Genomic DNA, 21667 nt, shown 5'->3' with positions numbered 1-21667 from the left:
GCTTCGATGCTTGAATTGCTGTTTCTGCTTCTTCCTGTTGCTGCGGCTTACGGTTGGTATATGGGCCGCCGCAGTGCGCAACAGGATAAGCAACAGGAAGCCAATCGCCTGTCACGTGAATACGTTGCGGGGGTTAACTTCCTGCTTTCCAATCAACAGGACAAGGCCGTTGATCTCTTCCTCGATATGTTAAAAGAGGACAGTGGCACGGTCGAAGCCCATCTCACTCTGGGTAATTTATTCCGTTCCCGCGGCGAAGTTGACCGTGCCATTCGCATTCACCAATCTTTGATGGAAAGCGCGTCGCTCAGCTATGAGCAACGTTTGCTGGCGGTACAACAGCTTGGCCGTGATTACATGGCCGCCGGTCTGTATGACCGGGCGGAAGATATGTTTAGCCAACTGGTGGATGAGACCGATTTTCGCATCGGTGCGTTGCAGCAACTTCTGCTGATCCATCAGGCAACCAGTGACTGGCAGCAGGCCATTGAAGTCGCGGAAAAGCTGGTCAAGCTGGGCAAGGATAAGCAGAAAGGTGAAATAGCGCATTTCTACTGTGAACTGGCCTTGCAGGCACTCAGCAGCGACGATCTTGATCGCGCTATGGCGCTGTTGAAAAAAGGCGAAGCGGCAGATCGTCAAAGTGCGCGCGTGTCGATTATGACCGGTCGCATCTATATGGAGCAGGGTGAGTATACGAAAGCGGTCGAACGCTTACAGCGTGTGCTTGAGCAGGATAAAGAGTTGGTCAGCGAAGCCTTACCGATGCTCGAAACCTGCTATCAACGTCTGAATCAGCCCGAACAATGGGCACAATTCCTGCAACGCTGTGTCGATGAAAATACCGGGGCAGTGGCCGAACTCTATCTTGCCGATATCCTCGAACAACAACAAGGCCCGGAAGCTGCGCAACTCTATATTAATCGCCAGCTGCAACGTCATCCGACGATGCGGGTTTTCCATCGTTTAATGGATTTTCACCTGCATGAAGCCGAAGATGGACGTGCCAAAGAGAGCCTGATGGTGCTGCGTGATATGGTTGGGGAGCAAATCCGCACCAAACCGCGCTATCGCTGCCAGAAATGTGGATTTACTGCGCATGCCTTGTATTGGCATTGCCCTTCCTGTCGCACCTGGTCTTCGGTGAAACCGATTCGTGGACTTGACGGCCAATAATGGCCGTATTACTAAAAAAAAGCGCAATATAGTTACAACATACTAAAGATCATATCAATTATTTCCTTGCCGCATCGTGCAGCCTTCAGTCAAACAGGTCGCTAATCGTGGTGCTGTGATTGTCGTCGCCAGATCACGCAGGTAGAATGCTTGCCGTTTGTCTAACGCGCCTGCGGGTGCCTGTAACTGAGGAAACGTTATGCCTGTTACCACTTCACCTATTCTGGTGGCACTCGACTATCATAATCTCGACAGCGCACTGCAATTTGTCGATCGTATCGACCCGAGCCAATGCCGCCTGAAAGTCGGTAAAGAGATGTTCACCCTGTTTGGGCCGACGCTGGTTAAAACGTTGCAGGACCGTGGCTTCGAGATTTTTCTCGATCTGAAATTCCACGATATCCCGAACACCACAGCGCATGCGGTCGCCGCCGCGGCAGACCTCGGTGTGTGGATGGTTAACGTCCATGCCAGTGGTGGGGCGCGCATGATGAACGCAGCGCGTGAGGCATTGGTGTCGTACGGTAACGATGCGCCGCTGTTGATTGCGGTCACCGTACTCACCAGCATGGATGAAGAGGATCTAAAAGGTCTCGGTATCACGTTGTCACCTGCGGCGCAGGCTGAACGTCTGGCACGTCTGACGCGTGATTGTGGTCTTGACGGCGTGGTTTGCTCCGCGCAGGAAGCCGCGCATTTCAAACAGGTCATCGGTAAAGATTTTGCGCTGGTGACACCGGGCATCCGTCCGGCTGGCAGTGACGCAGGTGACCAGCGTCGCATCATGACACCGCAGCAGGCGCAACAGGCCGGGGTGGATTACATGGTTATCGGGCGTCCGATCACCCAATCAGCCGATCCCGCCGCCACCCTGCAACAGATTCTGCACAGCTTACAGGAGGGCTAATGGCTCAGGACAATCCACTGGTTTACTCCACAGAAACCGGCCGTATTACGCCAACTGAAGAGAAAGCCGTGCGCGCGAAAGGCGATGGCATCGTGCGTATTCAACGCCAGACCAGCGGGCGCAAAGGTAAAGGGGTCTGTCTGATCACCGGTGTCGATCTCGATGATGAGGCACTGACCAAGCTGGCCGCCGAGCTGAAGAAAAAATGTGGCTGCGGTGGGGCAGTTAAAGACGGCGTGATTGAGATTCAGGGCGATAAGCGCGACCTGCTGAAATCGTTGCTCGAAGCTAAAGGCATGAAGGTAAAACTGGCTGGCGGCTAAAATGACCAGGCCACTCAATGAGTGGCCTGTTTATGTAGATGCGCTGCGTTAAGCCTGTTGTTATGTAGTCAGGAATTAATGAACCTGATGGCCGATAATGCCACCCACAGCAGCACCACCAATGGTGCCTAATGCACTTCCGTTAGTCAGAACAGAACCACCAATTGCACCCGCACCCGCACCAATCGCGGTATTACGGTCACGTTTGGACCAGTTTGAACAACCACTCAAGGCAATAACCAGAGTGGTAGCCAGTACGGCGGCGGTCAGACGTTTCATTGTTGTTGTCATAAACTTCTCCTTGATTGTACATACAGGGACAACGTTTTAAGTATAGGTGTTGTTTCCTGCAATCGTTTCACCCTGTGATTCCATAACGGTTCTCATCCGTGAGCCTGCAATCCGCAGCCCGCATGCAAAAACAGGGGGATAGCCGTGCCACATGGCAGCAAAATCGGCCCGTGGTTGGCTGGAGACAGTCTAATCATTAAGAGATTTTTCCGAAGATGGAAAACTCCGAATTCACGCCACATTTTTACGTGCTCAGCCACTTTCCGCAGCTTTTACAGCGATTCCCTCCATAACGTTTTTGCCGCAGCCTTTGCACAATTTCTTCATCACATCTTGCTGGAGAAAAAATATGCTGGAAGCGCTGAAACAACAGGTGCTGGAAGCCAATCTGGATCTGCCACGTTACAACCTGGTGACCTTTACCTGGGGCAATGTCAGTGCCATCGATCGTGATAGCGGTTTGCTGGTGATCAAACCTTCCGGGGTGAAGTACGCCGACATGCAGCGTGACGATATGGTGGTGGTAGAGCTGGAGAGCGGCAAGGTAGTTGAGGGCAACATGCGTCCTTCATCCGACACCGCTACCCATCGCGCGCTGTACCTCGCCTGGCCGGATATTGGCGGCATAGTCCATACCCATTCACGCCACGCTGCTATCTGGTCACAGGCGGGGCGGGACATAGTTGCCTGGGGCACCACCCACGCGGATGATTTCTACGGCACCATTCCCTGCACGCGGGCGATGCAGCGCGAAGAAATCGAACAGGAGTATGAGTGGAATACCGGGCAAGTGATTATTGAAACCTTCGCTAAGCGCGAAATATCACCCAGCGCGATTCCGGCAGTGTTAGTTAATTCTCATGGCCCCTTTGCCTGGGGCAAAGATGCCGATGCAGCGGTACATAGCGCGGTAGTGTTGGAGGAAGTGGCGTATATGGCGCTGCATACCGAGCAGCTGCATCAGGCTCTCCCGCCGATTTCACAAACGCTGCTTGATCTGCACTATCTGCGCAAACATGGCAAAAACGCCTGGTATGGGCAGAAGTGAACAAAACAACCAGGGCGCCAGTTGGCGCCTTTTTTATCGCCTGAAATCGACTGGTATGGCGACCAGGATCAAAAAAATAAAATGATAAACCAATAAAAGTAAAACAACGTTTCATAAATATATTTGCGATCACTTTTTTGTCGGTCCAGAGCCGTTATCTTGCCGCTTATGCCGCATGGCAACAATAAACGCACCTCCCTCTGGCTCAGTACAGGTGATACTCAAATGCATATCAAACGTGCAATCGATAAAATTCCTGGCGGTATGATGTTGATTCCGCTTTTTCTTGGCGCGCTATGCCATACCTTTTCTCCCGGCGCAGGCAAGTATTTTGGCTCCTTTACTAACGGACTGATGACCGGCACCGTACCGATTCTTGCGGTATGGTTCTTTTGTATGGGTGCCTCGATCAAACTCAGTGCCACCGGCACCGTGCTGCGCAAATCCGGTACGCTGGTATTGACGAAAATCGCGGTTGCCTGGGTGGTTGCGGCCATTGCTTCACGCGTGATGCCGGAAAATGGCGTGGAAGTAGGGATGTTTGCCGGTCTTTCGACGCTGGCGTTAGTGGCGGCGATGGATATGACCAACGGTGGTCTGTATGCCTCGATCATGCAGCAATATGGCTCGAAAGAAGAAGCGGGCGCGTTTGTGCTGATGTCACTGGAATCAGGGCCATTGATGACGATGGTTATTCTGGGCACGGCAGGTATCGCTTCTTTTGAGCCGCATGTCTTCGTTGGCGCAGTCCTGCCATTCCTCGTCGGTTTTGCCCTCGGTAACCTCGATCCCGAGTTGCGCGAGTTTTTCGGCAAAGCGGTACATACCCTGATTCCCTTCTTTGCCTTTGCGCTCGGCAACACCATCGACTTAGCGGTTATCGCGCAAACCGGCTTGCTTGGGATTATGCTCGGCGTCGCTGTCATCATCATCACCGGCATTCCGTTAATCCTGGCGGATCGCCTGATCGGTGGCGGTGATGGCACGGCGGGGATTGCGGCTTCCAGTACCGCTGGCGCGGCGGTAGCGACACCGGTTTTAATCGCTGAAATGTTGCCACAGTTCAAACCGGTCGCGCCTGCCGCTACCGCATTAGTGGCAACATCGGTAATCGTGACTTCAGTATTGGTGCCGATCATTACGGCGCTTTATTCACGCCGCATTAAGCGTTTTCGTGCTGCTGTGGGCCAGCGCGCCGCTATTAAGTAACCTCGCTAATCTTTCCCCGACCCCTGAGTCGGGGAAATCTCTGGAATTTGCTTTATAAATCAATCTCTCATTTGGTCTGGCCTCACTCTGGATTACGCTGATATTGCGTTTAACGCATCACATAACTAGAGGATGAGACTATGACAGTGATTAACCAACCGACATGCCGACTGTTTACCGAAGTCGGACAAACCACCCAGCTGGCGGCCTACTACGAGGAAGGGCGTCATACCATGTGGATGATGCTGCGGGCGCAACCACGTCCCAGTTTCAACCACGAATTAATCGAAGAAATCATGAACCTGAGCTATGCGGCGCAGCGTTCTGGTTTACCGATTGATTTCTGGGTGACGGGGTCGTTAGTGCCGCAGATGTTTAACGCCGGAGGCGATTTACGTTTCTTTGTTGAATGTATTCGCAACAACCGACGTGAAGCGCTGCGCGCCTACGCACGAGCCTGTGTGGATTGCATCCATTCGGCGGCGCGAGGCTTTGATACCGGCGCAGTCACGCTGGCGATGATCGAGGGCAGTGCACTCGGCGGTGGCTTTGAAGCCGCACTGGCGCATCACTTCATTTTGGCGCAAAACAGCGCACGCATGGGATTCCCGGAGATTGCCTTTAACCTGTTCCCTGGCATGGGTGGCTACTCGCTCGTGGCGCGCCGTGCGGGTATGAAGCTAGCAGAAGAGTTAATTTGTGAAGGGGAGTCACACAGTGCGGAGTGGTATGAAACCCGTGGTCTGGTCGACAAAGTCTTCCAGCCAGGGGATAGCTATCGCACCACACGTACGTTTATCGACACGTTGCGCCCTAAACTAAATGGTGTACGGGCGATGTTGAAAGCACGTCAGCGCGTGTTGCAACTCTCAAGGGCGGAACTGATGGATATAACCGAAGATTGGGTGGATTATGCTTTCACGCTGGAACCGAAAGACATTGCGTATATGGAACGTCTGGTGCAGCTGCAAAACCGTCACAGCGCGTCCCTGCGCAAAGCCGGATAATCTCGCAGACCGGGGTTAAACGCGGGCAGGATGCTTAGCCAGCCAATGCCCGAGCTGGTCCGCGGGCATTGGTTTTGCGTAGTAATAACCTTGACGCCCATCGACACCGTTAGCCATAACAAATTTTTCTTCGGCTTTGGTTTCAATACCCTCGGCAATCACCTGCAACTCCAGGGCCTTGGCCACAGCCATAATCGCACGTACCAGTGACTGTGCCACCGGTTGCTTATTGATATTACGAATAAAACTTTGATCCAGCTTGATGGCGTCGATCGGTACACGCGCCAGCTGTGACAACGAAGAGTAACCGGTCCCGAAATCGTCGAGATGCACCTGCGCACCTAATTCCTGGAACTGTTTCATCAGCTTCAGCGCGTCGGCTTCGTTCTCGATCAGGCAACTTTCGGTCAGTTCGATATCAATCGGACAATCCGTTATGCCACCCTCAATCAGTGCCTGCTTCAGATCGCTGTAAATACTTTGATCAATCAATTGCTTGGCCGATACATTTACCGCCACCCGTAGCCAAATACCCGCCTGACGCCAGGCGATTATCTGCTGTAACACGTTCAACATCACCCAGCGGCCCAGCGGGACAATCAGGCCAGACTCCTCCGCGTAAGCGATAAAGTCGCCCGGTGGCACCAGCCCACGCTCTGGTGAATTCCAGCGCACCAGCGCTTCGGCACTGCGCACCTCGCCGTCGTGATCAATTTTCGGCTGGTAGTACACCACCAAATGATCCTGCTCCAGCGCTTTGCGCAGATTGGTATCCAGCCACAGATACTCAAACACGCGTTGATTCATCTCGCTGGCGAACACGCAAAATTTGCCGCGCCCATTCTCTTTAGCGTGGTACATGGCGGTATCGGCATTGCGGATCAGGCTTTCCCGATCTTCACCGTGCAGTGGGGCGAGGGCGATACCGAGCGAGCAGCCGCTGTACACCTCAATCAAACCGATGCGAAACGGTTGACGCAGTCGTTCAAGGATACGGGAAGACATCGCCTCCAGTGCCGCCTGGCTGGTGTTTTCCGCCAACACCACAAACTCGTCACCGCCAAGGCGCGCCAGGGTTTGGTCTTTGCCGAGACAACTCAGGATCGCCAGCGAGACTGCCTGGAGCAACTGGTCACCAAACATATGACCGTAGGCGTCATTGACCTTTTTGAAATTGTCTAAATCGAGGTAGACCACGCCGGTCTGAGCGTTTTTCGTCGTCTCCAGTGCCAGACTAATCTGCTGATGGATAGCGTTGCGATTGGGTAAACCGGTCACCGTATCGGTGTTGGCCAGTACGCGCAGACGTTCCTGGGCGCGTCGCTCCTCGGTGATATCGGTTCCTGAACAGATGAGGAAAATTTCATTTTTCCCACTGCCGCTATGCACGAACTTATTACGAAACAGAAACAGTCGTTGACCTTTTTTGGTTTTGATCCAGCGTTCCACTTCATAAGAGCTGCCATCGCGGAAGAATCCGGCGATGTTGCGGCGGGAGGCTTGTGCTTCCTGTTTGGTCATAAACAGCTGGAACACATTCCGGCCAATTACTTCATGTTCTTTCAGGCCAGTATATTCTTCACTTAATCGATTGAAACGTTGTATGTTTCCTCGCTGATCAAGGATGACAATCACCGAGTTGGCCTCCGATACCACCTGCTCGGCAAACGACAGGCCGAGGGTCAAATCACGTGCGACCGACGAGGTGTCACCCCAGGCTGAGGCAGTGCCAGCCCATGTCGCCTGATTCACTTTACGGCCAACAAAATGCATAGGCACCGGCACGCCATGCAGTGATAGCGTCAGATTGATGCTGGAGGTGATAACGGTCATAGCGCGCAGTAAACTTGCCTGCGCAGGGGTAAGCGGAACTGCCAGATTAGTATGGGCATTTTCCTCTTCGGCAAAATGTAAAGCATCGCTGTCCGCAGTCAGACGCCAATGAGGGCTGGTGGTGCCAAACAAGGTGTATAGCAACGTTTGCCCTTGTTCATCGGTCATGGAAACTTCCTCCAGGGAGTACTCAGCAGACGGTATCTCATTATTTTAGCAACAGTATTCATCCTCTTGCACAAGCACAAGATGCAATCCAAATATATTTTTGTTTAGATAAATGAATGGCACGAAAAAGCCCCAAAAATTTGGGGCTAAACAGGATTAACACGGACACTTACCCAATTTTCCGGGCTGACTGGGGAAACGAGCGTCGAGGCAGTAACGATAAAATTCGCGCTCGCTCATCGGCGTCTGTCCGGGATGGTGCCGACGTATATGCTGCAAATAATTTTGATAATCATGCACGCCGACCATTAAGCGAAAACTTTGCTGTAATCCATGCCAGAGTTTTTGCCAACGGGTGCGTGGCGGATCGCCCAGTGGCAGGCACTGATTGATCTGCCAACTCCCGGCCGGTTTACGCCAGGCTAAAATTGCTTCAGACATTACGCACCTCCTTACGCAGCGAAACTGGCGATTCATGCACGGTAGGCACTTCACTGCGCAGGGCGCGACGAATGACAAAGAACGCCGCGATCAACATGGTGACGGCCACCAGCATAAAGAAACCGCACAGCACGGCGTTAATCTGGTTGCTGAATACAATGGTTTGCATATCGGCGACGGTTTTCGCTGGTGCGATAATCACGCCCTCATCCAGCCCTTTACGGAACTTGTTGGCTTGGGCGAGGAAGCCAATCGACGGTTTTTCATGGAAAATTTTCTGCCATCCGGCGGTCATTGAAGTGATAAACAACCACGCAGTAGGCAGAATTGTCACCCAGGCGTAACGCTGTTTCTTCATCTTAAACAGCACCACGGTGCCGAGAATCAGCGCCATTGACGCCAGCATCTGGTTACCGATGCCGAACAACGGCCACAAGGTATTAATGCCGCCCAGCGGATCGACCACGCCCTGATAAACAAAGAAACCCCAACCGGCCACCGCCACGGTGGTTCCCGCCATATTGCCGAACCAGGAACGGTTGTTCGCCAGTGACGGCACCACGGTACCGACCAGATCCTGCACCATAAAACGACAGGCACGCGTTCCGGCATCCACTGCGGTCAGGATAAACAGCGCTTCAAACAGAATGGCGAAGTGATACCAGAACGCCATCATGGCGCGGCTGTTGAACACATCGGTGATGATGTGTGCCATGCCAACGGCAAAGGTCGGTGCACCACCGGCGCGTGACAGAATGGTATTTTCACCCACTTCCGAGGCGATGGAAATCAGCATTTCTGGTGTGACGACAAAGCCCCAGCCGTTAATCACTTGTGAGGCGTTTTCAACGGTGGTGCCAATTAGCGCTGCCGGCGAGTTCATAGCAAAATAGACCCCCGGATCCAGCACCGAGGCGCAGATTAGCGCCATGATAGCGACAAAGGACTCCATCAGCATGGCACCGTAGCCAATAAAGCGAATATGGCTTTCACGTTCGATCAGTTTCGGCGTGGTGCCGCTGGAGACCAGCGCATGGAAGCCGGAGATCGCGCCACAGGCGATGGTGATAAACAGGAATGGGAACAGCGCACCGGAGAATACCGGGCCGGTGCCATCAATAAATTTGGTCACTGCGGGCATTTTCAGTTCTGGCATGGCAAACAAAATGCCGATTGCCAGACCGATAATCACGCCAATTTTCAGGAAGGTAGAGAGATAATCACGCGGTGCCAGCAACAACCATACCGGCAGCGACGAGGCCACGAAACCATAAATCACCAGCACCCAGGTGAGTTCAGTGCCCTTCAGGGTAAAGAACGGTCCCCAGTAGGGATGCTGCGCAATATCACCACCAAAAATAATCGCTGCCATCATCAGCACAAAACCGATAATCGATACCTCAGCGATTTTCCCCGGACGTAGAAAACGCATATACACGCCCATAAACAGCGCGATCGGGATAGTCGCTGCGATGGTAAACAAGCCCCATGGGCTGTTCGCCAGCGCTTTAACCACCACCAAGGCCAGGGCGGAAAGAATAATGATCATCACCCCCAACGCGCCGAGCATGGTGATCACCCCGGCAAAGTTGCCGAGTTCCTGACGCGCCATTTCGCCGAGCGAACGGCCATCGCGGCGGGTGGAGATAAACAGCACGAGGAAATCCTGCACCGCACCGGCCAGCATCACGCCAACCAGAATCCAGATGGTGCCGGGGAGAAAACCCATTTGTGCCGCGAGGATTGGGCCGACCAGCGGACCGGCTCCGGCAATGGCGGCGAAGTGGTGGCCGAACAGCACCCACTTGTTGGTGGGCACATAATCCAGCCCATCGTTAAAACGTTCCGCCGGGGTACGGCGGCGGTCGTCCAGCTCGAAAATACGGCGGGCGATAAACAGACTGTAAAAGCGATAAGCGATGCTGTAGCAGGCCACGGCAGCGATGACCAACCAGACCGCATTGACGTGTTCACCACGGCTTAGCGCCAGCATGGCGAACGACGCCGCACCAATTAACGCCACCGCTAACCAGATCAATCCGGTTTTGACGTTGTTCATGAGTTAACTCCTTGTAGGGACCGGGAAAAATAAACGATCGAATACAACAAGTTAAAAATAATGTAATGGAATGTAAGCGACAGCGAATCGATGAAGAAGTGTGAAGCGGGGAGCAAATTTAACAATTACTTAAAAGCAGGAATCCGTAGCGGCGCGATTTATCGCGCAATTCCGTCATTGGGTCGGAAAAAACGCGCGATAAATCGCGCCGCTACGGTTGGTCATGCTCAGACGGCAGGACGTGCCACTACGCTGCGGGTTTCCATACGCACTTCGGCGATGGTTACGTCGATCACATCGGTGACGCGATAAGCGACTTCGCCTTTGATCTGTACGGTGCCATTTTCCTGGGAGCACACCAGCTCATCACGCACCGCGTGGATGAATGGAGCCGGGATAAAGGCCACCGCGCCATTCTCCAGCAGACGCACACGCATACCCCCACGGGAGACGTCGATGATCTCTGCGCTAAACTTGCGATCGCCACCGGCAAACGGTGCGAGAAAACGCGCGTACAGCCAGTCACCGACATCACGCTCGGCCATGCGGTTCAGGCGACGACGTTCACCCATGGTTACCGTCACATCATCCTGCGGGCGATTGATCGCTTCACCGCGAATGATGGCTTTCAGCAGGCGATGGTTAATCATATCGCCGAACTTACGAATCGGTGAGGTCCAGGTGGCGTAGGCATCAAGACCAAGACCAAAGTGCGGGCCTGGCTCGGTGCTGATTTCGGCAAAGGCCTGGAAACGACGGATGCGGCTGTCGAGGTACTGGGTCGGCTGGGCATCCAGTTCACGACGCAAATGACGGAAACCGTCCAGCGTGGTGATGGCCTGCGCATCAACGGTGATACCGTGTCCGGCCAGCACGCCTGCTGCCTGTTCGGCGTTGGCGAGGTCAAAACCGGTATGCACGTTATAGATACCGAAGCCCAACTTCTGTTGCAGCACGCTGGCGGCACAGACGTTGGCGAGGATCATCGCTTCTTCAACGATACGATTAGCGATACGGCGTGGCTCAGCGATGATATCCAGCACTTCACCTTTTTCACCCAGCACGAAGCGGTAGTCCGGGCGATCTTTAAACACCAACGCATGGGTCTGACGCCAGTCGCTACGAGCCAGGCACAAGCGATGCAGCAGACGGATCTGTTGGGCAATGGCGTCACTGGTCGGTTGCCAGCTGCCGTTGTTTTCCAACCAGTCCGAAACTTCGTCATATACCAACTTGGCTTTGGATTCGATCCACGCTGAGAAGAAGTGGATATCGTCAGCGAGGCTACCGTCTTTCAGCACGGTGACGCGGCACGCCAGCACCGGACGACGGACATTTGGACGCAGCGAGCAAACGTCATCAGACAGCTCACGTGGTAGCATCGGGATGTTGAAGCCAGGCAGATAGTTAGTGAACGCACGTTTTGCCGCCAGTTTGTCCAGCGCGCTGCCTTCCGCGACATAAGCGGTTGGATCGGCAATGGCGATGGTCAGCAGCAGGTTGCCTTCGGCAGTCTCTTCTGCGTACAACGCATCGTCCATATCTTCGGTGCTGGCGCTGTCAATGGTAACGAAATCGAGCGCGGTCAGGTCTTCACGCGTCAGATGCTCATCAATCATCTCGCCAAAACCAACTTCCGGTGCTTCGCGTTCCAGATTGTGGCGCGACAGCGTTACCCACCACGGTGCCAGATGGTCATCCGCAGTGGTGATAAATTCGGTCAGTTCGGCATAAAAGCCGCGATCGCCTTTCAGCGGGTGACGACGCATTTCGGCCACGGCCCAGTCACCGGTCTGGAAATCGTGGGTGACATCACGGGCAGCACGGCACTGAATCGCCTCTTTCAACAGCGGATGATCTGGCACGATAGACAGGCGATCATCTTTCTTCTGCACGCGTCCGACAAAACGCGTCAGGAACGGCTCAACCAGGCTTTCCGGCTCGGCACTTTCGCGATCTTTATCGGTGTGGATCACCGCAACGATACGGTCGCCGTGCATCACTTTCTTCATTTGCGGCGGTGGAATAAAGTAGCTTTTCTGAGCATCAACCTCCAGAAAGCCAAAACCTTTTTCCGTGCCTTTCACCACGCCTTCGGCGCGCGGCGTCTGCGCGTGGAGCTTCTCTTTCAGCTGCGCGAGCAGCGGGTTATCCTGGAACATAATTTTTTAGTTTCGTGGCCTAAGAGCGGCTGACAGTTTTACGCGAATCATGCCCGCGCGGCAAGGCCAAAACAGGGTAAAAAGCCGCTTAACGCGGCTTTTTACCTTCTGATAACCTTCAGATCAGGCAATACGTTGGGTCGGTACGGCGGCAGTTAACGCCAGTTTGACCGGCACCGATTTTGAGGTCGGTGTGCCACTGCCGTCACCGTAGCTGGAAAGTGGGACAAGGGGGTTAGTTTCCGGGTAATACGCCGCCAGATTGCCACGCGGAATATTATACGGCACCAGTTTGAAACCGCTGACACGACGGGTCAGACCGTCGTTCCACAATGTTTCGATATCCACCAGTTGGCCTTCACTAAAGCCCAGCGCCTGCATATCATCCGGGTGAATAAATACCACCTCACGCTGGCCGTACACACCACGATAACGGTCATCGAGGCCATAAATGGTGGTGTTGTACTGGTCATGCGAGCGCAGGGTTTGCAGCGTAAACGGCACTTCCACGTCACCTAACTGTGGGAACAGGGAAGTGGGCAGGGTAGCATTGCTGAACTCCGCTTTCTGCGACGGCGTATTGAAACGCAACTCGGCGGCAGCGTTACCCAGGTAGAAACCACCAGGGATATCGCATTTGGTGTTGAAATCCGCAAAGCCCGGAATGGTGGCACCGATGTGATCGCGGATCAGATTGTAATCCCCGGCCAGCGCCAGCCAGTCTACTTTCTCGCTGCCGAGGGTGGCGTGGGCGATACCGGCGACAATCGCGGTTTCTGAACGTTGGGTATCCGCCAGCGGAATGCCCACGCCCTCGGAGGCGTGCACCATGCTGAAGGAGTCTTCCACGGTGATAAACTGGTTGCCGGTCGCCTGACGATCGCGTTCGGTGCGGCCCAGCGTCGGCAGAATCAAACCTTCATGACCCGGCACCAGATGGCTGCGGTTGAGTTTGGTGCTGATGTGCACCGTCAGACCACAACGTTGCAACGCTTCTTCCGTCAGCGGGGAGTCCGGCGCTGCGGCCGCCAGGTTGCCACCCAGCGCGATCAGCACCTTCACTTCATCGCGCAGCATAGCGTTCAGCGCTTCAACGGTGTTGTGGCCGTGCTCACGCGGTGGTTCGAAATTAAAGTGCTTACCTAGCGCATCGAGGAACGGTTTATTCGGCTTCTCGTCGATGCCCATGGTGCGGTTGCCCTGCACGTTACTGTGACCGCGCACCGGACAAAGGCCCGCGCCTTTCTTGCCGAGCTGACCAAACAACAATTGCAGGTTAACGATTTCACGTACCGTATCCACCGAATGCTTGTGCTGGGTGATGCCCATCGCCCAGGTACAAATCACCCGGTCAGCGCTTTGGTAAATGGCAGCAGCTTCACGGATTTGCGCTTCGCTCAGGCCAGACTGGCGCACGATATCATCCCAGCGCGTATTATCGACTGCCGTCAGATAGGCTTCCACGCCCTGAGTGGCCGCGTTGATAAAGGTCTCGTCGAACAGGCCTTTTTCTCCAGCCGCAATCAATGCACGATGGGTTTCCAGCAGTGTTTTTACCATGCCGCGAATCGCCGCCATATCGCCACCGAGATTCGGCTGGTAATAGGCGGAGCTGATGGTGCCTGCCATTGAGGTCACCACTTCCAGCGGTTTTTGTGGGTCGGCAAAACGCTCCAGACCACGTTCACGCAAGGTATTGAAGGTGACGATACGCGCACCATGATCGGCGGCGTGGCGCAGGCTGTGCAGCATACGCGGGTGGTTAGTGCCGGGATTCTGGCCGAAGACGAAAATCGCATCTGCGTGGTCAAAATCGTCGAGACGGATGGTGCCTTTGCCTACGCCGATGCTGCGTTTCAGGCCGGAGCCACTGGCTTCATGGCACATGTTGGAACAATCCGGGAAGTTGTTGGTGCCCATCAGGCGGCCAAACAATTGATACAGCCACGAGGCCTCGTTGCTGGCGCGACCGGAGGTGTACAGCTCCATCTGGTCGGGATGATCCATCGCCTGTAAATGGCTGGCGATCAGCGCGAAAGCCTCATCCCAGCTGATTGGCTCGTAATGATCGGTTTCACGGTTGTAGCGCAACGGATGGGTCAGGCGGCCCTGATATTCGAGGAAATAGTCACTTTGTTGATACAGCGTGCTGACGCTGTGCTGGGCGAAGAACGCCGGTTCCACCACGCGACGCGTTGCTTCCCAGGTCACCGCTTTGGCACCGTTTTCGCAGAAACTAAAAGTACTTTTGTTGTCATCGCCCCACGCGCAACCCGGGCAGTCAAAGCCGCGAGCCTTGTTCATACGCAACAGGTTACGCATGTTTTTCAGTGCAGCTTTGCTGTCGAGGACAAAACGGGTGGTTGCTTCCAAAGAGCCCCATCCACCCGCAGCAGCGCGGTAGGGCTGAATTTTACGTTTAAATTTCATAGTAAATGCAGGCTTATTGTTTAGGAGTTGTTATCAGGATATGACGACTGTTGGTGAGAAGTTTGCGACTGACAGCAAAAGTTGTCTAATTGATTGACTTAATGGTGCGATAGGTGGCGTTTATCGCGCAAAACTGACAGAAGCGTGAGCCAGTTCAAACTTTGGCGGATCGCTGGTGGGGCGTGATTACGTGCAATGTGGATAACTGGCTAATAATTGTACTTTCAATGATTACAAGGGTCTGAACCATGAAGAATCTGGCCAGTCAAATTCACGCCTTCGGTAAAGCCTTGATGATGCCTATCTCGGTGATTGCTGCGGCCGGGATCTTTCTCGGCCTCGCCGCGGCGATGCAAAACCCGGCGATCACCGGGGATGCCTTCGCGCAAATGCAGGTGCCGCAGCTGATCATTGGTTTTATCCGTAAAGTCGCGGGTGCGTTATTCGCCAACCTGCCGGTGTTCTTTGCTGTTGCCAGTGCGATTGGACTGGCAAAAGCAGAGAAACCCACCGCCGCCTTTGCCGCCGTGATTGGCTATATCGCGATGAATGTCGGGATCAGCAGTACGCTCGCTGCCAAAGGGCTGACGGCTGCCACCACTACGCCGCAGGCGCTGCAAGCGGCGGGGATGGATCAGACCACCGCAATGATGACCTCAGCGGAATATATCGAGATGCTGGGAATTTTCACCTACAACATGAGCGTACTCGGTGGGGTGATTGCGGGATTGATTACCGTAGCGCTACACAACCGTTTCTATACTCAGCAACTGCCTACCGCCATCAGCTTTTTTGGCGGGCGGCGCTTTGTGCCGATTGTTACCGTGGTGGTGCTGCCGTTGATCGGCGTGCTGTTGGCGTTAATTTGGCCGACTATCGGTGCCGCTATCGCCTGGGTGGGGCAGATGATTGGTAAAAGCGGCCAGTATGGCGCGTTTTTGCTGGGTGCCTGTGAACGACTGCTGATCCCGACAGGTTTGCACCATATCCTCAATGAAACCGTGCGTTTCACGCCGATTGGCGGCATGGCAACGGTGGATGGACAAACCATCGTTGGTGCGCTGAACATCTTTAATACCTCGCTGACCAATCCGGGAGCGATCCCGGATGACACGGTACGCAGCGCTACACAATTCCTCGCGCAGGGCAAAATTCCGGTGATGATGTTCGGCCTGCCCGCTGCGGCGCTGGCGATCTACCACACCGCACGCCCGGAGCATAAGCAGCGTGTCAAAGCGTTGATGCTGGCGGGTGCATTAACCTCCTTCACTACCGGTATCACCGAGCCGCTGGAGTTTTGCTTTATCTTCGTCTCGCCGGTGCTCTACGTCCTGCACGCGTTGTTGATGGGGCTGTCGTTTATGTTGATGTCGATGCTGCATCTGATGATTGGCAATGTGCAGGGGGGGGCCATTGACCTGGTGGTGTTCGGCATACTCGGCGGCAGTAAAACTCACTGGTGGTGGACACTGGTGTTGGGGATCATTTATGTACCGATTTATTACTACGGCTTCCGTTTTGTTATCACCCGTATGGGAGTGGAAACGCCGGGACGTGAATCCGACGATGAGCAAAAACCTCAGCAGGTGGCTGCGGATGAACGCACCAGGGTGATCATCAGCGGGCTGGGCGGAGAGGCCAATATCGAGGACGTCGATTGCTGCTTTACCCGGTTGCGCGTCCGCGTCAAACAGATGAATGAAGTGGTGGATCAGACGCTGATGACCACCGGTGCCAATGGCGTGAATCGCGTCAGCGAGCATGATGTACAGGTGATTTACGGCCCTCAGGTGGAGAAGATCGCCAACGAGGTGAAAAGCGCTCTGGGTGTTGCCTGACAGGAAAATGGCGGAAGCACTTGAGAATATTCAGCACTGGCAGGATGATATCCGGGTTTAGGGTAGTCAGGGATATACCATGCTGTTAAGCACTGAAAGTTCCAGAACTTACAATACCGACCGACGCCTCGCCTGTACCCTGGCGGCGGTGGCAGGAGCGCTGAATACCGCTGCGTTTGAAACCGTGGGCTTTTTCTCCGCCAATATGACCGGCAACGTCTCTCTATTGTCGGATCATTTGGCAAAAGTCGATTTACATATTGGCCTGTTTTTCCTGGTGATTATCCTGCTGTTTATCGCCGGATCATCGGTCTCCACCCTGATTATCAACGCCGGAAGACGACGTGAAATCCGTGGCATCTATGCCATCAACATTTTTATCGAGGGCATCGCTTTGCTGGTGCTTGGCGTGCTGGAGAGCTGGTTTCCTAATAACGATTCCGGCGTGCAGTTGATTTTCAGCCTGAGTTTCTTGCTGGGATTGCAGAATGCGGTGGTGACACGGATTTCCAATGCGCGCGTCAGGACTACGCATGTGTCAGGCACCTCCACGGATATCGGTATTGAGCTGGCGATGTTGCTGGATGTTTTGCGTCGTAAAGAATCGCCAAAAGATGCCCCGTTGTATATTGAACGATTGAAGCTGCATCTGTTCACGGTGCTGGCATTTCTTGGTGGTGGCGTGGTGGGCATCGTGCTGTTAAAAGCCATCAGTTTTAAATTGTTACTAATGATTGGCCTGATGTTGACGATGATGTCACTGACCGCCCTAAATCGTGCCCGCCAGACGGCACGATAATCCTTGTGAAAATATATGGATATCAAACAGTTAATCTATTTATGCAATCTTGAGCGCGAACGCCACTTTGGCCGCGCGGCGGAGGCCAGCTTTGTCAGCCAGCCGACGCTATCAATGCGTCTGAAAAACCTGGAGCGTGAGCTGGGTCTATCGCTAATCAATCGCAGCAACAATTTTGATGGCTTCACCCCGGAAGGCGAACGGGTGCTGGCGTGGGCGCGTGAGATTGTTTCCGTCTATCAGGGACTGAAGCTGGAAGTGGAATCGCTCAAGCACGGGGTGAATGGCACCCTGCGACTTGGCGTGATGCCGCAATGTAGCGTGGCGTTACCCGCCTTGCTGAAAGCGGTAGAAGCCCGTTATCCGCAGCTCGATTATCGCGTGTCAGCGATGAGCGCCGATCAACTGCTGGATGCGCTCAATAGCCATACCGTGGATGGAGGCATTGGTTTTTTTGAACTTAACGCCCTGCGTGAGCTGCATTTCCAGACTGCACTGCTGAAGGACAGTGGCGTGGAGGCGGTGTTCAACCCCGACTTTTTTCCTGCGTTGCTGGATCATCAGACCCTGGATCTGACGTTGCTCGCCAGCCAGCCTTTATGTCTCGCTGAGCCGACCCGTTATTTCCGTCGCTACCTCGACAGCCAGCTGCGTGCGGCAGAATTAATGCCACGGGTGATTGTCGAAAGCGCGTCAATTATGCAGTTACTGCAAAGCGCCGAGGTGGGATTGGGGGTAATGGTGTCGCCGTGTGGGCATCTGTTACCGCAGATGCTGCAAAATTTGCAACGCCGACCGATTAACATTGCCCCGATGGGACGCCAGGCGGCGTTGGTGATCGCTGAGCCGGGCAGGGCGACGCCGTTGGCCCAGCACTTCTTCGATGAGGCGCGCGGGCACTTGCCCGATTAACGGGTTTCACCCAGAGCCATCAGCACGCGGTCCTGCCAGTTTGCCAGCGCCACCGCCTGAAGCAGGGTAAAGATCCGCTCGCTATCCCAGCCTGCATTCAACAGCGGTTGCAGATGGGCGGCACTGAAACGTTCGGGTAAACGGGTCAGCTGCGCGCTCAACACCATCAGCGGATCGTCGTCGGCAACCTCCCTGAGCAGTGTCTGGCGTGCCGTCCCGGCAAAGCGTTCAAACTGACGCTGGCAGCCGAGAATACGCGCGCTTACCGCCTGAACCACAGCTTCATCATCCGCAAAATGTTCGCTGAGTCGTTGCTGTAACGTTGCCCAGCCATACAACGCCTGGGCGTCATGCACCAACAACCAGACCGCATCTTCCAGACCTTCGATACCCTGACAGAAGGTGACCGCTGCCAGTTGTTCGGCTGTGGCATAACGCAATTCGACCGGTTTCAGCGCAGGCTGCCAGACCGGGGAAGGTTGAAATAACGCCGCATCGGCATCGGCGGGTGGTGATACGCCGGGGATCCAACGTACCGGCAGGCCCATTATCGCCTGCAAGGAGGCCACCACGCGCGCCTGATAGCTGACAAATCCCACCAACTGATTCAGGGTGACAATATCCGGTTCGGTCAGGCCAACGGCGTCCAGCGCGCTGATGCTGCTGGCGGTGATTAACGCCGGTTGCATCGCCAGCTGGCGGGCATATTGGGTGATTTGCGTCAGCCGGTTATTACTTTCGCGTGACGAATCCGGGCCAGGCAGTGGATTCAACCGTGCCGCATAGTGATTGCATAACCGCTGCACGCCAGCCACTTGCGCCACGGTTAACGCGGTGCTGAGGCGATCGTACAACGTCAATGTGTGTGTCAGGGTGGGGGTTAATGAATCGGGAAACAGGATCTGGCTCAGATCGCGTGCTGCCAGCAAAGCAGGCTGAAAACGCTGCAACAGCGGCTGCAATGCGCTGGCCTCCTGCTGCAAACCCAGCAGAAAACGATCGTCAATATGTGCAGCTTCGGGGACCAGTGGGGCCGCTGCGCTATGCTGCGGACGGGTCTGGCTTTCGTAAAACCACTGGTCATGGCCTTGAGAACGGCGTTGTTCCATGGTCATTCCTTTTGCAAAAAACGGACTCAGTGCCGGTCGCCACAATCTGAATATTGTGGGCGCACTAAAGGGCTAGCTTATCGTCGCCGAAGGGCGGTCCGGGGCAAAAGAATGATCGGTGATAATTAATAGCAAGAATGTATAAGGGGGGGGTAGCGGCGCGATTTGTCGCGCGGTTATTTAAAATAAAAAGGGCGAGCCAGGCTCGCCCTCAGGAACTTATTTCAGTTCCAGCTCGTTCATCGCGGCAATGCTGAAGCCGCCATCAACGTGGACCACTTCACCGGTGATACCACCGGCCAGGTCGGAACACAGGAAGGCCGCAGAGTTACCCACGTCCTCAATGGTCACGGTACGACGAATCGGGGTGACCGCTTCGCAGTGTGCCAGCATCTTACGGAAGTCTTTGATGCCTGACGCGGCCAGAGTACGGATCGGACCGGCTGACACGGCGTTAACACGCACGCCTTCCGGACCCATCGCGTTCGCCATATAACGAACGTTGGCTTCCAGAGAGGCTTTCGCCAGACCCATCACGTTGTAGTTAGGGATAGCACGCTCAGCACCCAGGTAAGACAGGGTCAGCAGCGCTGAGTTCGGGTTCAGCATCGCACGGCACTCTTTGGCCATCGCAACAAAGCTGTAGGCGCTGATGTCGTGAGCAATTTTGAAGCCTTCACGGGTAACGGCGTTTACATAGTCGCCATCCAACTGGTCGCCAGGGGCGAAACCGATGGAGTGAACGAAACCGTCAAATTTCGGCCAGGTTTTTGCCAGTTCGGTGAACAGCGCAGTGATGCTCTCGTCTTCTGCCACATCGCACGGCAGAACAATGTCTGAACCCAAATCTTTAGCAAACTCTTCCACACGACCTTTCAGTTTGTCGTTCTGGTAGGTGAAAGCCAGCTCTGCGCCCTGTTTATGCATCGCCTGCGCAATACCGTAGGCAATGGAAAGTTTACTGGCAACGCCAGTAATCAGAATGCGCTTACCGGAAAGAAAACCCATAGCTGTAATCCTTATGGTCATTGTTGTTGGCGGCCGCAATGATTAAAAAGTGTGCGACCGACGTTAATCGACGTGCGGATTCTAGCACGTCTCTGTTAAATGCGGTAAATCGCACCGCGTTTTCCGCGATGCAGTGAACAATCAACGTTCACGCCGCCAGGCTTCGGCGGTGAGTGCTTCACCAAAATGGCTGGCAATTAACCGTTTGGTCAACTCGTGCAGCGGGGAGGCTAACACATCGGCTGTACCACCGCGCTCCACCACCTCACCCTGATGCATTACCAGCACCTGATCGCTGATGTGCTTCATCATCCCGATGTGCTGCGTGACATAAATATAGGAGATGCCGTGCTTCTCCTGTAGTTCCAGCATCAAATTGACCAGCTGTGAGCGCATGGTCATATCCAGCGATGCCAGTGCTTCATCGGCGATAATCACCTTTGGTTGCAGGATCAGCGCACGCGCCAGCGCCAGGCGTTGCTTCTGGCCCGGTGCCAGCATATGCGGGTAGTAGCCGGCATGATCGCGCAGCAAACCGACCTGGCGCAGCGTGGCGATAATCCGCTTCTCGCGTTCGGCATCATCCAGCTCGGTATTCAGGCGCAGCGGAAAATCAAGAATCTGACTGACGCGCTGCCGTGGATTGAGCGACGTTGACGGGTCCTGGAAAATCATACGGATGCGCTGGCTGCGATAGCCGTAGTCACCATATTCCAGCGGATGATCGTCAATCAGAATCTGCCCTTCAGTCGGTGGCACCATGCCGCTCAGCATCTTCGCCAGCGTGGATTTACCGGAGCCGTTCTCGCCGATAATCGCCAGCGTTTGCTTATCACGCAGGGTAAAACTCACATCTTTCACCGCTTCCACATGCTGGCGACGGAACAAGCCAGTTCGATAACGGAAGGTTTTGCTCAGATTGCGCACTTCAAGCAGCGTCTCCATGC

General features: G+C 54.5%; 18 protein-coding genes. 9 read left to right on the top strand and 9 right to left on the bottom strand.

Going from position 1 to position 21667, the window contains the following annotated elements; genetic code table 11:
- The first annotated feature begins 6 nt into the window (after nt 1–6).
- From lapB to yciH, 3 genes are all read left to right on the top strand, one after another.
- The gene (gene lapB, locus AC6I8W_RS11530) at nt 7–1176 is read left to right on the top strand and encodes a lipopolysaccharide assembly protein LapB (protein ID WP_497835125.1); all 1170 of its coding nucleotides are present in this window, start codon (nt 7–9) and stop codon (nt 1174–1176) included.
- A gap of 199 nt (nt 1177–1375) precedes the next feature.
- Nucleotides 1376–2083 (top strand): orotidine-5'-phosphate decarboxylase, encoded by a 708-nt coding sequence (gene pyrF / locus AC6I8W_RS11525; protein ID WP_497835124.1) that lies wholly within the window; start codon nt 1376–1378, stop codon nt 2081–2083.
- Nucleotides 2083–2406, top strand: a complete 324-nt coding sequence (gene yciH, locus AC6I8W_RS11520) for a stress response translation initiation inhibitor YciH (RefSeq protein WP_497835123.1) — start codon at nt 2083–2085, stop codon at nt 2404–2406. Before pyrF ends, yciH begins: the two co-directional genes overlap by 1 nt.
- A 75-nt stretch (nt 2407–2481) precedes the next feature.
- Here the strand turns inward: yciH and osmB are convergent, their stop codons facing one another.
- Complete coding sequence (gene osmB / locus AC6I8W_RS11515) at nt 2482–2697, bottom strand: osmotically-inducible lipoprotein OsmB (protein WP_084875083.1); 216 nt, start codon at nt 2695–2697, stop codon at nt 2482–2484.
- Between the two features lie 349 nt (nt 2698–3046).
- Between osmB and araD the strand changes: the two genes are divergently transcribed.
- The 3 genes from araD to AC6I8W_RS11500 all read left to right on the top strand — a co-directional run bounded on the left by araD (nt 3047) and on the right by AC6I8W_RS11500 (nt 5961).
- Nucleotides 3047–3745, top strand: a complete 699-nt coding sequence (araD, locus tag AC6I8W_RS11510) for an L-ribulose-5-phosphate 4-epimerase (RefSeq protein ID WP_497835122.1) — start codon at nt 3047–3049, stop codon at nt 3743–3745.
- Between the two features lie 225 nt (nt 3746–3970).
- Nucleotides 3971–4954: a 2-keto-3-deoxygluconate transporter gene (kdgT, locus tag AC6I8W_RS11505; protein ID WP_497835121.1), complete on the top strand. Its 984-nt coding sequence runs from the start codon at nt 3971–3973 to the stop codon at nt 4952–4954.
- A 140-nt stretch (nt 4955–5094) separates the two neighbouring features.
- The gene (locus AC6I8W_RS11500; protein WP_021183107.1) at nt 5095–5961 is read left to right on the top strand and encodes a crotonase/enoyl-CoA hydratase family protein; all 867 of its coding nucleotides are present in this window, start codon (nt 5095–5097) and stop codon (nt 5959–5961) included.
- 15 nt (nt 5962–5976) lie between these two features.
- On the opposite strand, the gene pdeR is transcribed toward AC6I8W_RS11500, so the two are convergent.
- From pdeR to AC6I8W_RS11475, 5 genes are all read right to left on the bottom strand, one after another.
- Nucleotides 5977–7962 (bottom strand): cyclic di-GMP phosphodiesterase, encoded by a 1986-nt coding sequence (gene pdeR, locus AC6I8W_RS11495; protein WP_497835120.1) that lies wholly within the window; start codon nt 7960–7962, stop codon nt 5977–5979.
- A gap of 156 nt (nt 7963–8118) precedes the next feature.
- Nucleotides 8119–8403 carry a YbdD/YjiX family protein gene (locus AC6I8W_RS11490; RefSeq protein ID WP_497835119.1) on the bottom strand — a complete coding sequence of 95 codons (285 nt, stop codon included), beginning with the start codon at nt 8401–8403 and terminating at the stop codon, nt 8119–8121.
- On the bottom strand, nt 8396–10462 hold the full coding sequence (locus AC6I8W_RS11485) for a carbon starvation CstA family protein (RefSeq protein WP_497835118.1): 2067 nt from the start codon (nt 10460–10462) through the stop codon (nt 8396–8398). The genes AC6I8W_RS11490 and AC6I8W_RS11485 overlap by 8 nt, the downstream gene beginning before the upstream one ends.
- A gap of 227 nt (nt 10463–10689) precedes the next feature.
- Nucleotides 10690–12624, bottom strand: coding sequence for an exoribonuclease II (locus tag AC6I8W_RS11480; RefSeq protein ID WP_497835117.1), 1935 nt, complete (start codon nt 12622–12624; stop codon nt 10690–10692).
- Between the two features lie 123 nt (nt 12625–12747).
- A complete protein-coding gene (locus AC6I8W_RS11475; RefSeq protein WP_497835116.1) occupies nt 12748–15054 on the bottom strand; it encodes an FdhF/YdeP family oxidoreductase in 2307 nt (768 codons plus the stop codon).
- A gap of 248 nt (nt 15055–15302) precedes the next feature.
- Here AC6I8W_RS11475 and AC6I8W_RS11470 point away from each other — a divergent pair, with 248 nt between their 5' ends.
- The 3 genes from AC6I8W_RS11470 (at nt 15303) to AC6I8W_RS11460 (ending at nt 18603) form a co-directional block, all read left to right on the top strand.
- Nucleotides 15303–16892, top strand: a complete 1590-nt coding sequence (locus AC6I8W_RS11470; RefSeq protein WP_497835115.1) for a PTS transporter subunit EIIC — start codon at nt 15303–15305, stop codon at nt 16890–16892.
- 79 nt (nt 16893–16971) lie between these two features.
- Complete coding sequence (locus AC6I8W_RS11465; protein ID WP_497835114.1) at nt 16972–17691, top strand: YoaK family protein; 720 nt, start codon at nt 16972–16974, stop codon at nt 17689–17691.
- A 15-nt stretch (nt 17692–17706) separates the two neighbouring features.
- The gene (locus AC6I8W_RS11460; RefSeq protein WP_497835113.1) at nt 17707–18603 is read left to right on the top strand and encodes a LysR family transcriptional regulator; all 897 of its coding nucleotides are present in this window, start codon (nt 17707–17709) and stop codon (nt 18601–18603) included.
- On the opposite strand, the gene AC6I8W_RS11455 is transcribed toward AC6I8W_RS11460, so the two are convergent.
- From AC6I8W_RS11455 to sapF, 3 genes are all read right to left on the bottom strand, one after another.
- Nucleotides 18600–19712: a CMD domain-containing protein gene (locus tag AC6I8W_RS11455; protein WP_497835112.1), complete on the bottom strand. Its 1113-nt coding sequence runs from the start codon at nt 19710–19712 to the stop codon at nt 18600–18602. The genes AC6I8W_RS11460 and AC6I8W_RS11455 overlap by 4 nt on opposite strands.
- A gap of 219 nt (nt 19713–19931) precedes the next feature.
- Nucleotides 19932–20720 carry an enoyl-ACP reductase FabI gene (gene fabI, locus AC6I8W_RS11450; RefSeq protein ID WP_013509224.1) on the bottom strand — a complete coding sequence of 263 codons (789 nt, stop codon included), beginning with the start codon at nt 20718–20720 and terminating at the stop codon, nt 19932–19934.
- 141 nt (nt 20721–20861) lie between these two features.
- Nucleotides 20862–21665, bottom strand: coding sequence for a putrescine export ABC transporter ATP-binding protein SapF (gene sapF, locus AC6I8W_RS11445; RefSeq protein ID WP_497835111.1), 804 nt, complete (start codon nt 21663–21665; stop codon nt 20862–20864).
- Nucleotides 21666–21667 lie beyond the last annotated feature (2 nt).

The sequence above is a fragment of the Pantoea sp. X-Soil-TKNS-1211 genome, from assembly GCF_059730495.1.
Note: the sequence above shows the minus strand (reverse complement) of the source record. Positions and strands in the feature narration are given on the sequence as shown.